This is a genomic window from Anaerobacillus sp. QJM3NY_17, from assembly GCF_056173665.1.
This window is the reverse complement of sequence record NZ_CM149685.1, coordinates 4,340,908-4,356,955: the sequence shown is the minus strand read 5'-3', so window position 1 is coordinate 4,356,955 and position 16,048 is coordinate 4,340,908. Positions and strand designations below refer to the sequence as shown.

The 16,048-nt window shown below is 39.6% G+C and carries 13 protein-coding genes and 4 tRNA genes; 16 read left to right on the top strand and 1 reads right to left on the bottom strand.

The window, feature by feature from the left end:
• Positions 1-13 precede the first annotated feature (13 nt).
• The 16 genes from dnaB to rlmH all read left to right on the top strand — a co-directional run bounded on the left by dnaB (position 14) and on the right by rlmH (position 14,077).
• Entirely contained in the window at positions 14-1,375 is a 1,362-nt protein-coding gene (gene dnaB / locus AC0VYV_RS22220; protein WP_194218164.1) for a replicative DNA helicase, read from the top strand.
• 244 nt (positions 1,376-1,619) lie between these two features.
• A complete protein-coding gene (locus tag AC0VYV_RS22215; protein WP_194218165.1) occupies positions 1,620-2,906 on the top strand; it encodes an adenylosuccinate synthase in 1,287 nt (428 codons plus the stop codon).
• Between the two features lie 128 nt (positions 2,907-3,034).
• Positions 3,035-3,472, top strand: coding sequence for a PilZ domain-containing protein (locus AC0VYV_RS22210; RefSeq protein WP_194218166.1), 438 nt, complete (start codon positions 3,035-3,037; stop codon positions 3,470-3,472).
• Positions 3,473-3,590: 118 nt separating this feature from the next.
• Positions 3,591-3,666, top strand: a tRNA-Lys gene (locus AC0VYV_RS22205).
• A gap of 171 nt (positions 3,667-3,837) precedes the next feature.
• A tRNA-Met gene (locus AC0VYV_RS22200) sits at positions 3,838-3,914 on the top strand.
• Between the two features lie 131 nt (positions 3,915-4,045).
• Positions 4,046-4,121: transfer RNA gene (locus AC0VYV_RS22195), tRNA-Asp, on the top strand.
• 178 nt (positions 4,122-4,299) lie between these two features.
• Positions 4,300-4,375 (top strand) — tRNA-Phe (locus tag AC0VYV_RS22190).
• A 292-nt stretch (positions 4,376-4,667) separates the two neighbouring features.
• Positions 4,668-6,074 (top strand): peptidoglycan DD-metalloendopeptidase family protein, encoded by a 1,407-nt coding sequence (locus AC0VYV_RS22185; protein ID WP_475366263.1) that lies wholly within the window; start codon positions 4,668-4,670, stop codon positions 6,072-6,074.
• A gap of 269 nt (positions 6,075-6,343) precedes the next feature.
• A complete protein-coding gene (gene yycF, locus AC0VYV_RS22180) occupies positions 6,344-7,051 on the top strand; it encodes a response regulator YycF (RefSeq protein WP_098445599.1) in 708 nt (235 codons plus the stop codon).
• A 7-nt stretch (positions 7,052-7,058) separates the two neighbouring features.
• Entirely contained in the window at positions 7,059-8,861 is a 1,803-nt protein-coding gene (gene walK / locus AC0VYV_RS22175) for a cell wall metabolism sensor histidine kinase WalK (protein WP_194218168.1), read from the top strand.
• A gap of 2 nt (positions 8,862-8,863) precedes the next feature.
• Positions 8,864-10,249 (top strand): YycH family regulatory protein, encoded by a 1,386-nt coding sequence (locus tag AC0VYV_RS22170; protein ID WP_475374914.1) that lies wholly within the window; start codon positions 8,864-8,866, stop codon positions 10,247-10,249.
• Positions 10,236-11,138: a two-component system regulatory protein YycI gene (locus AC0VYV_RS22165; RefSeq protein WP_194218170.1), complete on the top strand. Its 903-nt coding sequence runs from the start codon at positions 10,236-10,238 to the stop codon at positions 11,136-11,138. The genes AC0VYV_RS22170 and AC0VYV_RS22165 overlap by 14 nt, the downstream gene beginning before the upstream one ends.
• Positions 11,139-11,152: 14 nt before the next feature.
• Positions 11,153-11,947: an MBL fold metallo-hydrolase gene (locus tag AC0VYV_RS22160; RefSeq protein WP_194218171.1), complete on the top strand. Its 795-nt coding sequence runs from the start codon at positions 11,153-11,155 to the stop codon at positions 11,945-11,947.
• 84 nt (positions 11,948-12,031) lie between these two features.
• Entirely contained in the window at positions 12,032-13,243 is a 1,212-nt protein-coding gene (locus AC0VYV_RS22155; RefSeq protein ID WP_475374327.1) for a S1C family serine protease, read from the top strand.
• Positions 13,244-13,324: 81 nt separating this feature from the next.
• Entirely contained in the window at positions 13,325-13,489 is a 165-nt protein-coding gene (locus tag AC0VYV_RS22150; protein WP_475366261.1) for a CxxH/CxxC protein, read from the top strand.
• Between the two features lie 108 nt (positions 13,490-13,597).
• On the top strand, positions 13,598-14,077 hold the full coding sequence (gene rlmH, locus AC0VYV_RS22145) for a 23S rRNA (pseudouridine(1915)-N(3))-methyltransferase RlmH (protein WP_194218174.1): 480 nt from the start codon (positions 13,598-13,600) through the stop codon (positions 14,075-14,077).
• A 204-nt stretch (positions 14,078-14,281) separates the two neighbouring features.
• Here the strand turns inward: rlmH and AC0VYV_RS22140 are convergent, their stop codons facing one another.
• A complete protein-coding gene (locus AC0VYV_RS22140) occupies positions 14,282-15,727 on the bottom strand; it encodes a DEAD/DEAH box helicase (RefSeq protein WP_475374326.1) in 1,446 nt (481 codons plus the stop codon).
• Between the last annotated feature and the right edge of the window lie 321 nt (positions 15,728-16,048).

The window sequence follows — 16,048 nt, the reverse complement described above, 5'->3', positions numbered from 1 at the left end:
GGGGGAAAACAACATGAGTGATTTATTTGCTGATCGTACGCCACCTCAAAATATAGAAGCTGAACAAGCGGTAATCGGTGCTGTTTTCTTAGAAATTGATGCTCTGACAACAGCAACGGAAGTATTGCAGCCAGAAGACTTTTATAGAGCGGCACATCAGAAGATTTTCTCTGTCATGATTGATCTCTCCGAGAAGGGTGAGCCTGTCGATCTTGTCACGGTTACATCAGAGCTGCAGGATCTTAAAATTCTTGAAGAAATTGGTGGAGTATCTTACCTAAGTGATCTGGCTAATTCAGTTCCTACGGCTGCGAACGTTGAGTATTATTCTAAAATTGTAGAAGAGAAATCAATCTTAAGAAGACTTATTCGCGCCGCCACTGATATAGCTTCCGATGGATATGCGAAAGAAAATGAGATTGAAAACCTTCTATCAGAAGCTGAGAAATCCATTATGGAGGTTTCTCAGCGAAAGAATACAGGAGCATTTATATCTATTAAAGATGTTCTTGTAACTGCCTATGACAATATTGAAATGCTACAAAACAGTACGGAAGATATTACAGGCATTCCTACAGGGTTTTCTGAGCTTGATCGAATGACCGCAGGCTTTCAACGAAATGACTTGATTATCGTTGCAGCAAGACCTTCTGTAGGTAAGACAGCTTTTGCTCTTAACATTGCTCAAAACGTCGCTACGAAAACGGATGAAAATGTTGCGATCTTTAGTCTTGAGATGGGTGCTGAACAGCTTGTTATGCGTATGCTCTGTGCTGAAGGGAATATTGATGCACAACGTCTTCGAACAGGTGGACTGACAGGAGATGACTGGCAGAAGCTGACGATGGCTATGGGTAGTCTTTCAAATGCCGGTATTTATATTGATGATACTCCTGGTATACGAGTTGGTGATATTCGTGCTAAATGTCGACGCTTGAAGCAGGAGAAGGGCCTTGGCATGATTCTAATTGATTATATGCAGCTTATTCGTGGTAATGGATCTGGGGAGAACAGACAACAAGAAGTTTCCGAAATATCGAGGTCCTTAAAAGGCATTGCACGTGAACTTGAAGTACCTCTCATTTCACTATCACAGCTCTCTCGTGGAGTTGAGTCGAGACAGGATAAAAGACCAATGATGTCTGATATACGTGAATCTGGAAGTATTGAGCAGGATGCTGATATTGTCGCGTTCTTATACCGAGATGATTATTATGATAAGGAATCGGAAAATAAAAACATCATTGAAATTATTATTGCAAAGCAGCGAAATGGTCCAGTTGGAACAGTAGAGCTTGCATTTGTGAAAGAATACAATAAATTCGTTAACCTGGAAAGGCGTCATGATGAAGGTGACATGCCACCAGGTGCCTAAAAAAGCCTCTTTTATGAGGCTTTTTTATTATAGTTCACAAAAATGAGCATAATAAAAGCACTACATTTGTCTTATTTTTATTCGAAAGGAATAACTAAATAACGAACATAATTATATTTATTTATATAATTGTTCGGGTTTGTTGACTTACAACCATCAAATTGGTACACTTACCCTGGGTTTTTTAAAAAAAGAAGTATGCTTCTTGATGAATTAATCGTAGGAAGCATCTGGAGGTGCTCAAATGCCATCAGTAGTTGTGGTAGGAACACAGTGGGGCGATGAAGGTAAAGGAAAGATTACGGATTACCTCTCGGAAAATGCAGAAGTTGTCGCTCGTTATCAGGGTGGAAACAATGCAGGACATACAATTGTATTTAATGATACGAAGTACAAACTTCACTTGATTCCATCAGGAATTTTTTATGACGATAAAATTTGTGTCATCGGAAACGGAATGGTTGTTGATCCAAAAGCTGTTCTTGAAGAACTTGCCTATTTACATGAACGCAATATTAATACAGATAACCTGCGCATTAGCAATCGCGCACATGTTATTCTTCCTTATCACTTGAAGCTTGATGTCGTGGAAGAAGAGTACAAAGGCGAAAATAAAATTGGCACAACGAAAAAAGGAATTGGCCCAGCATATATGGACAAAGCTGCAAGAGTGGGAATCCGTATTTGTGATCTTCTTGACAGAGAAGTATTTGAAGAGAAGCTGGAGCGTAACCTAACTGATAAAAATCGTCTTCTAGAGAAAATGTATGAAGTTGAAGGCTTTAAAAAAGAAGATATTCTTGAAGAATACTACGAATACGGCCAAAAGATTGCAAAGTATGTTGTAGATACTTCAGTGGTCCTTAATGATGCCATTGATGAAGGGCGTCGTGTTCTATTTGAAGGTGCACAAGGTGTCATGCTTGATATCGATCAGGGTACATACCCATTTGTAACGTCTTCAAATCCAATTGCTGGTGGGGTTACAATTGGTTCAGGTGTAGGACCTAGTAAAATTAATCATGTTGTTGGTGTTTCGAAGGCTTATACGACACGAGTAGGTGACGGCCCGTTCCCTACTGAGCTTCATGATGAAGTAGGCGACCAAATTCGTGAAGTAGGAAATGAATATGGTACAACGACTGGCAGACCGCGCAGAGTTGGCTGGTTCGACAGCGTTGTAGTACGACATGCACGCCGCGTAAGCGGAATTACCGATCTTTCTCTAAATTCCATTGATGTACTGACTGGCATCGAAACGCTTAAAATTTGTACAGCATATAAGTACAAAGGTGAAGTTATTGAAGAGTTCCCAGCAAGCCTTAAGGTTCTTGCTGAATGTGAACCTGTTTATGAAGAAATGCCTGGTTGGACAGAAGATATTACTGGTGTGAAAAACCTTGGTGATTTACCACCTAACGCACGTCACTACATTGAGCGTGTTTCACAATTGACAGGTATTCCATTATCAATCTTCTCAGTAGGTCCAGACCGTAATCAAACAAATATGATTCGTGGCGTTTTTGCTTAATTGATCGAGCTGGCAGCTGAGACTGCCAGCTTTTTTTAGAACATTAGAAGTTGGAAAATTCTGCAGAAAAACGATTTTTGTGGTAAACTTGGACTATCAAAATTGTTAAACTTTGATGAGGTGTTCGCATGAGTCGGAATAAAAGACAGGTCTTTCGTCAGCAGCTTGACGTTCCTTTTGCTGCAAGGATGAGAATTATTGAAAAGAACACACCTGTCGCTACGGATTTTAACCATAAAATTTATATTCATGATATCGGACTCGAAGGTATTGGTTTTTCTGTAGATTTTGAAGCGCCAATGCATACGAATATGGAGTTTTCGATTAAGTTAAATGATGAACCATTTCGCATTACAGGTGAAGTGGTGTGGGGGAAGCCAAACGACCCTAATGATCCAAACACAAGAGCAAGCCACTTTTTTGGTGTGAAGTTTCATCTCAAAACGGATAAGGAATCCTCACTCATTTTTCAAGAGGTCAATCGTTTCGCCATTAAACGTCATCGTCGGAAACAAGAAATTCGTGAAATGATGAAAGAGCGATTAAATAAACAGGCAAAGGGGTAAATTAAGACAGGGTTAACTTACTCCATGGCTGTTTTTTTATTTTCTTTTCAAGATCTCTTGCTTTTTATGAAATCCAATGATATGATAAATCTTGTCGTCGTTACAAGATACTTATGACGAGCCATTAGCTCAGTTGGTAGAGCATCTGACTTTTAATCAGAGGGTCGAAGGTTCGAGTCCTTCATGGCTCACCATTTTCTTTAGATGAAAATGATACATATCGTCGCGGGGTGGAGCAACGAGCGTTACTTCATTGAATCAACATCGAGTTGTTTCGACGGATACGCATCGGAGCATAATCTTGCAGAGGACGAAACAGTGCACAGCATAAAGAAGCAAGTGCAGCAATCTTTCATTCATATCGTCGCGGGGTGGAGCAGTTCGGTAGCTCGTTGGGCTCATAACCCAAAGGTCGCAGGTTCAAATCCTGCCCCCGCAACCAAATAAAAATTTTAACTACGTCGATTAAACATCGATGATAAAATTTAATGGTAGTCCCTTTAGGGGCAACCTAAACTCACTGCTAGATGTAACTACTTTCTAACGTAAGTGAGCAAAATACACTCATAACTTGGTCTCGTGGTGTAGCGGTTAACATGCCTGCCTGTCACGCAGGAGATCGCGGGTTCGATTCCCGTCGAGACCGCCATTTAATCTATTAAATGGAATTAGTAATATGGCTCTGTAGCTCAGTCGGTAGAGCAACGAGCAAAGCTTCATCGAATTTCCGACGAGTTGTCCCGACACAGCTAGCTTCAAAGCAAGGCTTGTAGAGGAAGGGACAGAGGTTTTACACAGCATAAGCTGATGGACAGTATATCTTATATGGCTCTGTAGCTCAGTCGGTAGAGCAGTGGACTGAAAATCCACGTGTCGGCGGTTCGATTCCGTCCGGAGCCACCATTATTTTTCAATTAACAACGTACATATATCGCATATCTCTCATTGAGGGGTATGCGTTTTTTTGTTGTTGATTTTTAAAAGCGAACTATTTCCTGCAGTCGTGATCCTTATTTAAAGTGTAAGGTAATCGATGAAGAACCTTCCAGTTTTCTGGTATGAGTTGCCACGATCGTGACGAAATGACTACATTTTTATTACAAGTTGAGTATTTGTACCCATGTGACTTCCTGTATATGATAAAGTGCGAAACGTGAGTAAAAAGATAGTTTTAGCTATAGCAGGGGGAAGTCGCATGAAAAAAATAAATGTACGTCGTTTTATACAACTTTCAGTCATTGTAACGAGTGTTAGTACACTTTTTTGGATAGAACCAGTTGGTGCATCAGTTTATAATCTCATGAAGCCTGTTTATCACGTTTATATAGATGGAGAAAACGTAGGCACTGTAGATAGTCGAGCGGTGTTGAACGAGAATATAAAGGAATTAAAAAACGAACAAGAGGCAAATGGTGTGAAGTTATCAGTTGAGAATGACGTGGAGGTTGTGACGGAACGCTTATTTAAACCTTCAGTTGACAATAAGGAAGCACTCGAGCAATTAGATGAAGAAATTACGTTTACTGGTGAAGGGTATACCCTCTCTTTTGATGGAGAGCAGGTAGGGAGCTTCGTAAGTGAGGAACAAGCAAAAGATGCTCTATGGGAGTACGCTAAGTCCTTACTTACTGATGATAAAGTGAAGGAAATTGAGAGAACAAGTCTGAATGTATTCGAATCAGGTGATAAGCCTCATCCGATCGATGCTGTTGAGCTCTCACAACCGTTTACAGTTGAAAAGAATGAAGTGAACCCAGAGGATATTTTAACGGAGGAGGAAGGAGTGTCCCTCCTTAAATCAGGTTTTGAAGAAGAGGTAACATATAAAGTTACAGAAAACCAATCTCTTAAACAAGTAGCTAAAAAGTTTAAGATGGATGTTAAAGAATTAATGGAGAAAAATAACCTTTCTAGTGAGGATGAGATAAAGAAGGGTGATCAATTAAACGTTCTTGAGAAGAATAAATTTGTAAACGTGATGGAAACGGTAGAAATTGAAAAAACAAAAGAAATTCCATATCAAGTTACTAAAAAGAAAAGTGATTCTCTCTTAAAGGGTGAGAAGAAAGTAACGCAAGATGGAGAAAAGGGTAAGAAGACTGTTACTTATAAAGTAAAACGTGAAAATGGAAAAGCCGTTGAAAAGAAAGTTGTGAAAGAAGACGTTTCTAAGGAACCTGTAGATGAGGTAATTAAAATTGGAACAAAGGTAATTCCATCAAAAGGAACTGGTTCATTTGCATGGCCTGCTGTAGGAGGAACAATTACAAGTAAGCAGGGCGATCGCTGGGGATCTTACCATAAAGGAATCGATATTGCGGGGGTATCGGATAAAACAATCCGTACAGTGGATAATGGAAAGGTTACAGCTGCAGGTACGCGAAGTGGTTATGGGAACCAGGTTACTGTTAATCACAATAACGGTTTAAAAACAACTTATTCTCACCTGGCGTCCATTTCTGTCTCAGTTGGCGATACGGTTCAGAAAGGTGACAAAATTGGAGTTATGGGTACTACAGGGGATTCAACAGGTATTCATCTTCATTTTGAAGTATATAAGAACGGTGATCTTGAAAATCCAATGAATTACGTGAAAAAATAACCTTCAGTGAAAACTGAAGGTTTCTTTTATGGCTTCCTGGCGAAAGATGTGTTTGAATGGCGAATGCATTAGTAGGACTTCATAAAGCCATTAGGTAACGGTGTTATAAGACGAAAGAGAAAGGACGTAGCGTTTCTCTTATAGAAGTTAAGGGAAGAGCGGTAGGGAATCGTAATAAAACCTACATAATATGATAAAATAGACAAAAGTATGCATGTTTCATATCAACGGTAAATTGATATTGTCATATCAAAGAAGGAGCGTTCATAATGGACAAGAAAATTCTTGTTGTAGATGATGAAAAACCAATTGCAGATATTCTGCAATTTAATCTTGAGAAGGAAGGCTTTACGGTGGTTTGTGCTTACGATGGAGACGAGGCCATTGCTAAAGTTGAGGAAGAGAATCCGGATATGATTCTTCTTGATATCATGTTACCTCAACGTGACGGAATGGAAGTTTGTCGTGAAGTTCGTAAAAAATATGAAATGCCAATTATTATGTTAACGGCAAAGGATTCTGAAATTGATAAAGTGCTAGGTCTTGAGCTTGGTGCTGATGATTATGTGACAAAGCCTTTCAGTACACGTGAGCTTATTGCGCGTGTAAAAGCCAATTTGCGCCGTCGTCAGCAGGAGCCTGAGAAAGAATCTTCACCGAACTCGCTTATTAAAGTGGGTGCGCTAACGATTCATCCAGATGCTTATCTTGTTACGAAGCGTGAAGAATCAATTGAGTTAACACATAGAGAATTTGAATTGCTACATTATTTATCAAAACATATAGGTCAAGTTATGACCCGAGAGCATTTGTTACAAACTGTTTGGGGATATGATTATTTTGGCGATGTTAGAACAGTAGATGTAACAGTACGTCGATTACGCGAGAAAGTCGAAGATAATCCAAGCCATCCGACATGGATTATTACAAGACGTGGCGTTGGCTACTATATGCGTGAACCGGAACAGGAGCAGTAAACTTTAGATGGGAAAGGTCGGTTTTTTTAAATCCATTCATTTTAAGTTTGCGATTGTTTATGTCCTTCTTATTCTTGTTGCCATCCAGTTTATCTCTGTTTATTTTAACGACAAGTTAGAAGAGCAGTTTCAGAGTAACTACGCTAGTTCCATTCGCGATCGTGCTGAGCTTCTAGCTGATAATGTCTCTGATCAGGTGAACAGTAAGAGCGATGAAGAAGATGATACGATTAATAACTTGATTAGAAATTTTAGCCAAAATGAAATTCGTCAAATTCTAGTAGTTGATTCATTAGGTCAAGTAGTCGGTACGCTTAATGATGATGGTCTAGAAGGAACACGTGCAACGAATGATTTCGTGGATAGTGCATTAAATGGTGTAGCTGAACAAGAAATCCTTCTTGATAGTGAAGGAGAGCGGTTTTTAGCTTATGGCTATCCTATTAAAGGTGAAACGAACACTACTGTTGGAGCGGTTTACATTCAGGCAAATATGAATCAGGTATTTGAACAAGCAGATGAAGTGAATAGTTTATTGGCTCAATCTGCCTTGATTGCCCTGGTACTGACAGGCCTACTTGGTATTATTATCTCTCGTACGATAACAAGGCCAATTTCGGATATGAGAAAACAAGCACTTGTGATGGCCAGAGGCGATTTCACTCGAAAAGTGAAGGTGTATGGAGAAGATGAGATTGGACAGCTTGCGCTTGCCTTTAATGATTTAACAAGAAGGCTTCAAGAAGCTAATGCCATTACAGAAGGAGAGCGACGTAAACTTACATCTGTGCTTGCTTATATGACGGATGGTGTTATTGCTACAGACCGAGAAGGTATGATCATTCTAATGAACGATCGTGCTGAGGAAATGATGAACGTTTCACGTGAAACGGTTCTTGGAACATCACTAAACAAAATTCTTCAGTTCGCTGAAGAGAAGACGTGGGATGATGTTTACAATGGTCCTGACTCAATGATTCTAGATTTAAGTGATGATCAACAAACGTTTATTATTCGAGTTAACTTTTCTATTATCCATAAAGAAGACGGTCCAATTAATGGATTGATTGCTGTCCTTCATGATATTACCGAGCAAGAACAGCTTGAACAGGAACGACGTGAATTTGTAGTGAATGTGTCACATGAGTTACGTACGCCTCTTACAACGATGAGAAGTTACCTTGAGGCGCTTCAGGAGGGAGCCTTGCAGGATCCTGAAATTGCTCCGCGCTTCTTAAGCGTCACGCAAAATGAAACAGAGCGTATGATCAGGTTAGTTAATGATCTATTACAGCTTTCTAAAATGGATAAGAAAGAGTATCATCTTGAGTTTACGGAAGTCGATTTCGTTGAGATGTTTGATCATGTGCTTGATCGCTTTGAGATGTCGAAGCGAGAGAATATTGAAATTGTAAGGCAGCTTCCGCGTTTAGCGATTTACACAAAAGTGGATAAGGACAAAATGACACAGGTGCTTGATAACATTATTTCTAATGCGATTAAGTACTCCCCGGATGGAGGTACTATCACAGCAAGATGCTGGACGATTGGGAAGAAGATCCGAATCAGCATTAGTGATGAAGGTGTTGGCATACCCAAAAATAATCTTTCGAAGATCTTTGATCGGTTCTATCGTGTAGATAAAGCTCGCTCACGGCAGCTTGGAGGAACTGGACTTGGTTTGGCTATTGCCAAGGAAATGATCCATGCCCATCATGGGGATATCTGGGCAGAGAGTAAGTGGGGACATGGAACAACGATCTACTTTACTCTCCCTTATAAGCGAATAAGGGAGGTCGAAGACAAGTGAGAATGACGAAGAAACAATTTGAGAACTTTAAAACCGTTTTACTAAATGTTCTCGTTTTAACTAGCTTGTTTCTAACGTGGCAGATTTGGACATTCGAACCTGAGTACGAAAAGGAAGCTGCTCCTACAGAAGCAAGTCCTGTTGGTATTAAGGAAGTAAGTATCAATGAAGTTGTAAAACCAAATCAGCTCGTTTATCACATTGATAATCAACATTTTACTTCCTTTTATTCCAATACCATTGATTCTTTTTACAATGAATTTATCTCCGGAATGAAAATCAAGTCCTTTACGATGGAGAATGATATGAAAAGTATACGGGAGACCGGCAATAGCGTAGAGCTTATTTTTCCAACATTGCTTTCAAATGACGTTTTGAAGAAACTAGTGAGCATTTCGAAAGACGATATTCCTTTGTCGACATTCGATCGCATTATCATTCCGTCTATTGCATCAGGTAAAAACAATGAAATCATTTTCCTCAATACATCCAATGGTGATGGAATGCGAGCTACGGTTGAAGCTTCGAATGATATAAAAGAATGGTATTCAAACGTCTTCTCTTCTTTTGAGGTTAATAGTAGTGAAGCTGAAGAAAATAAGATCTTTCGTGCCAAATCGTTTCAAGTTTCTGACGAGCTACCGACTTTTTATATTCCGATACAAGGTCCTTCTTTAGCGGCGTTCGGAGGAAGTTCCGATGAGCTAGCAAATGAAGAAGATTTTAAAGAAGCGCTTTTTCCTGAACAAGATCGTGTTGAGAAGAACTCATTCAACAATATTTCTGATCTTTATACTGACGGTAGCCGAGACTTAACGTTTAGTCATGAAAATGAATTTATGGTGTTTAAGAATCCACCTTCTACAACAAGTCGGTATGTATCGAATGAATCTCCTATTCTGGATGCCTATGGATTTATCAATAAGCATTTTGGTTTTCGTATCACCGATTACGATGATGATGAATATGTGCTGAACGAATGGATCAGATCTTCTGATAACAATACAGATCAAATTACCTTCCGACTATATACGGGTGGCTATCCAGTCTATAGCTCTTCAACAGAAGATCTTGATGAGATTGATGTAACTCTTGAAAATGATGATGTTAGCACGTACAAGCGAATGTTGAAGGTTATTCAATACGCTAGAGAAATTGGAGATCGTATGCTACCGAGTTATGAAGAAGTCCTTTCTCTACTAGACGAGGGAAGTTTTAAGAAAACCGAAATACAAAACATAACAATGGGTTTCACAATTGATCGGTCAGCAGAACAAAATTATGAGTTTACACTTATTCCCCAATGGTATGTGAAGTTGAACAATTCCTGGACACCGCTACAATCCATTAGCAATGAACAGGGAGGGGAATCAGTTGGATTGGAATAGAACGAAAACGATATTAATATTAACGTTTCTTGTGTTTAATATCTTTCTAGCTAGTGATTTATTTAAGAAGCAAACCGAATTAAGTGATCTCGAGCAGTATGAGCAGGTTACGATTGAAGATCAATTAAAGAATTTAAACGTCACATATGAGAAAAACCTTCCTGTTCAAACGGAGAAGATGTCTTTCATTAGTGGAGACGTTCATGAATTTACAGAGCAAGAAGAGAAAACGTTAGAAGAGGGAACAAGTCAGGACATTACGCTTGATGGACGAAAGTTAATCTCCACTCTTAAGAAGCCGTTCCCGATAAGCGATCCGGACGAGCCTTCTGCCTTTTCAATATTTCTAGAGACGTATGTGTATGAAGGTGGGAAGTATCAGTTTTACGCCCGTGATGAGAATAATCCAAACATTATTTATTTCGCGGAAACCTTTGAAGATCGTCCTATTTATAGCCAGGATTCAGGTATGCTAATTGTTACGCTTGAAGATGACAAGGTTGTCTCTTATACGCAAACATACTTGAACTTAAAGAAAATCGGCAAAGAACGTAAAATCGATCCAGCTTCTGAAACGATTGGGCTTCTTGTGAATCAGCAGGATATTTCTTTAAATGACAAAGTAGAAGACATGTCAATTGGCTATTACACAACGGTTACGAACGAGGATGACCGCGATACATTTGTTTTCGTTCCAACTTGGCATGTTGTCGTTAAGAACGAAAACAAGGATAAACCAATTCAGAACTATTATGTCAATGCGATTGAGAAAACAGTCTTTAGTGATCCTAAAGAGGTCGAAACCAATGAGCAAGAGGATGAGGAGGATTCAGATGACAGTGAGAAACCGGATCCTTCTAAGCCTAAAACGGTAACAAGCGATAAGTAGGAGAGGAATGGAATATGTCTCTTGAATTTAGTGTGCTTGCAAGCGGAAGCACTGGTAACGCCATTTATGTTGGTACAGAGAAGCATAAGCTTCTTGTAGATGCTGGATTAAGTGGAAAAAAACTTGAAGAACTGTTCGCAAAAGCCCATCTCGATCCAAAGGATCTAGATGGGTTGCTTGTGACTCATGAACATAGCGATCATATTAAAGGTCTTGGCATTTTTGCAAGAAGGTATAAGCTGCCTATATATGCAAATGCAAAAACGTGGGAAGCGATGTCAGGTCTAATTGGTGCAATACCAGTAGAACAAAAGTTTCAGTTTGATATGGATACTGTGAAAACTTTTGACGATCTTGATGTCGAATCATTTGGTGTCTCCCATGATGCAGCCGAGCCGATGTTTTATGCCTTTCATCACGAAGGTAAGAAACTTAGTATCGCGACAGACCTTGGATATGTGAGTGATCGAATCAAAGGAACGATTCGCAATTCAGATATGCTTGTATTTGAGTCAAATCATGACATCAATATGCTTATGATGGGGCGCTATCCATGGAATGTGAAAAGACGAATTTTAGGTGACATGGGTCACGTTTCTAATGAAGATGCGGGAGCTGCCCTATCAGATATAATTGGTGATCAAACAAAGCGTATTTATTTAGCCCATTTAAGTAAAGATAATAACATGAAAGACCTGGCAAGACTTTCTGTCCAGCAAACCCTTGAACAAAACGGCTTTGCAGTCGGGGAGCAGATTGCTCTATATGATACAGATCCTGCTGCGCCAACACTTGTTACGAAGTTATAACGAGAAGCTTGAGTGAGGGCAAGTAAGATAGATTAGTCTTGATTCTGAGGTCTCCTTTTTTAACTGAAAGGATTGGTGAAGAATTTGGGCTATTATGATGGTGATGAAAACAATCGACCGATGCGACAGAACGGTAATCGCGGCGGCGCATTTATGGCTGGACTGATTGGTGCCATTCTAGGCGCATTACTTATTCTCTTTACTGTGCCTGCTCTCTCGGATGTAGGCGTGCTGCCTGATATTCAACCACCGCAAGATGAAGAAGCGGAAGTGAAGTCGGAACAGCGGGCGATTACTAAAGATATTAGTATTGATGTAACAAATGACATTACGTCAGCTGTTGCGAATGTAAGCGAAGCGGTTGTCGGGGTGATTAATTTACAAAAAACAGATTTCTGGGCAGAGGATTACGGAGAAGCTGGAGCAGGATCAGGCGTTATTTATAAAAAAGAAGGCGGAGAGGCATTTGTTGTTACTAACAATCACGTGGTTGAAGGTGCAGGGCAGCTTGAAGTGAGCTTAAACGCCGAAAAGCGCGTTTCTGCAGAGCTTGTAGGCACTGACCCTCTAATGGACCTTGCCGTCCTTAAAATCCCTTCTGAGGCCGTTACAATGGTTGCTGAATTTGGTGACTCGGATACCCTCAAGCCAGGTGAACCAGCTATAGCCATCGGTAATCCATTAGGCTTTCTTGAAGGGACCGTCACACAAGGTATTATTAGCAACCCTGAGCGTTCATTTCCAGTAGATACCGATCAGAATGGGACAATTGATTGGAATGCTGATGTAATTCAAACAGACGCTTCTATTAACCCAGGTAACAGTGGAGGAGCGTTAATTAACATCTCAGGTCAATTAGTAGGGATTAACTCAATGAAGATCGCTCAATCAAGCGTAGAGGGAATTGGCTTCTCGATTCCAATCAATATCGCTGAGCCTATCATTAATGATCTAGAGTCGTATGGCGAAGTCAGAAGGCCTCAAATAGGAATAGGAACAAAATCACTCTCAGAGATTCCTACCTATCACTGGAGTGAATCACTAAAGTTGCCAGATAAAGTCGATTATGGAGTCGTAGTTATGAGTGTTTTTCCTACTTCTTCAGGTGATATTGCGGGCTTAAAAGAGCTTGACGTTATAACAGCAATGGATGGAGAAAAAATTAAGAATTCAATCGACCTTCGTAAATTTCTTTACACAAAAAAAGAAATTGGAGACCGAGTGAAATTAACAGTCTATCGTGAAGGTACGAAACAAGAAGTAGAAGTGACACTTGCCGAGCAGCAAAGCTCTTAAATAGTGCAGGAGGGGGAACTCTCCTGTTTCTTTTTGGAGAAACTTATGCACAGTGGATAAGTGAAATGAAGGAGAGGTAGAATGAAAATATATTGCTGTAAAGATCATGTTGAATTGGCTCTTGATGTAATGGTTGATGAAACAGAAAGTTTCCCTGTATTAGAAGAGCTTGAGAAAGAATCAAATGAGTTGTCCACAACATGTGAGTATTGCAAAAACAGCGCAACATATATGGTATCGAACTAATATTCGGTCACGACATGTGGGTGAAAAATGTGTATATGTGGATAATTTCTGTGGATAACTTGTTTATCGGCTGTGGATTTAAGAAAAAAGGATAGGTGTGGATAACTTTTGAACATAAGTATTGTTACTGTGGGGAAACTGAAAGAAAAATATTTAAAGCAGGGGATTGCGGAATATACGAAACGTCTCGGTCCTTTCGCAAAAGTAGAAGTGATCGAGGTCTCAGATGAAAAAGCTCCAGAGAACCTAAGTGACACTGAAATGCTTCAGGTGAAAAAGGCGGAAGGTGATCGCATTATGAGCAAAATTTCACCTGATGCTCACGTAATTGCCTTAGCTATTGAAGGAAAAATGAAAACTTCTGAACAGTTAGCACGCGACCTTGACCAGCTCGCAACATATGGAAAGAGTAAGGTAGCTTTTGTTATTGGAGGCTCCCTTGGTTTAAGTGATGATGTTCTCAAGAGAGCAAATGACACGCTTTCCTTCTCTAAGATGACTTTTCCTCATCAGCTAATGAGGCTTATTCTAGTTGAGCAGGTTTATCGTGCGTTTAAGATTAATAGAGGCGAACCGTATCATAAGTAAATGTGGATATAAAAGAATAGAGTCAAAATCTCAAGTTTTTCCGGAGAAAACATATTACTTTGTTCTCATTGTATTCAGTACAGTAGGAGCTAAACTTGGCTAGACCAAACACTGGGGTCATCATGTCTCTTTTAATCTCATATAGAAGCAAATATCCCCCTCATCTTTAAAGGTGAGGGGGATTTAAGGATTTCTATAAATATTTTATTTAATGGCTATGCTCACTTTTAAATTCTTTGCTTTGATAGTCGCATTCTCCATGGCCTGTAGAACTAGTGAGCCCTTGCCATTCAGAATATCAACATAGGACATATGATCATGGATGGTTATAATGCCGATATCCTCTGCAGTGACTCCAGAGATTTTTGCGATCGTTCCAACAAAATCAACAGCACGAATTTTCTTCTTTTTACCGCCGCTGAAATGGAGTTTCATAATATCTTGATTGATGCGGGCTGTTTTATTATTTCTTACAATGCGTCTGCTGTTAAGTTTTTCTTCGAAAGCTGCTTTTTTGCCAGCCAGTTCCAGATGGCTTGGAGCTTCTATAACTGGTAGCTCAAAGCCGATGTATCTTTCAATTGCTTTAATGAACTTTCCTTCAAAAGGCGTCGAAAACGTAATGGCTTTTCCTTTATTTCCAGCGCGACCGGTTCTTCCTGTTCGGTGTACATAGCTCTCTTTTTCCATAGGAACGTCGTAGTTGATAACAAGTGTCACATTATCAATATCAATACCTCTCGCAGCTACATCGGTAGCCACGAGATAGCGGAAGTTCCCCAGTTTGAAACCTTCCATAACAGAGAACCGGTCTTCTTGTTCTAGCCCCCCATGGAGTCTCTCGCAAGGGTATCCAGATTTCTCTAGTTCGCTATACACAGAATCAACGTGTTCTTTGGTTCTGCAGAAAATGAGGCAGCTGTCTGGATTTTCTACAACCGTGATGCTTTTAAGGAGTGAGATCTTTTCTTCTTCTCTCACTTCAATTAAAGAATGTTCAATGGTATCGGCTGTCATCCCGTCCGATTCAATCTCAATCTGAATCGGATCGTTCATATATTTATGGCATAGATTTTCAACATCTTTAGGCAAGGTAGCAGAAAAAACCATTGTTACTCGGTTTGAAGGCAGCTCTTTCATAATCGCTTCTACTTTATCGATAAAACCTCGATTAAGCATCTCATCAGCTTCGTCTATGATAAGATACTTTATTTGATCCAAAGCTAGAGTTTCTCGTTCAATATGGTCCATGACCCGTCCAGGAGTACCAACGACGCAATGAGTTTTTTGTTTCAATTCATCCTTTTGTTTCGTAAAAGGTTCTTTGCCATAAACGGACACTGCTTTAATGCGTTTAAACCTTCCGATATTCGTAATGTCTTCGCGGACTTGAACCGCAAGCTCCCTAGTAGGAGTAAGAATTAAGGCCTGTGGTTTTTTTTCTTCCCATTCAATCATATCGGAAACAGGAATACCAAAGGAAGCAGTCTTTCCACTTCCTGTTTGAGCTTTTACGACAAGATCTTGATTTTCTAATGCTAATGGAATAACTTCACTTTGAACTTCTGTTGGCGTTTCGTATTTTAGCACAGCTAGTGCTCTTTTTATTTCTTCGCTTAGATGATATTCTGCAAAACTTTTTTTACTCATTTTTCAACCTCGTTTTTGGTTTTTCGTCATATGTATAGAATTCTCTCCAAGAAATATTATATGCATTATCAGAATATGGTCCATTATACTTGAAAAGTGCGGGAGAAACCGGCTTTTATATTAAATTTTTAAAAGTAACAGATATAAATTGTCTGACATTACATCTGATAAAGCTTTAAAGAAATGGGGTCAAGCCTCCATATTGAAGCCAGACCAGCTTTCTTCTGTTGATTCTTGGTTTTTGCTCAATGCGATTGCTCATCACAGAGTTTCAATGAGGAAAAATCAAAATGGTTTATTAACATAGTCTTATAAAAAAGA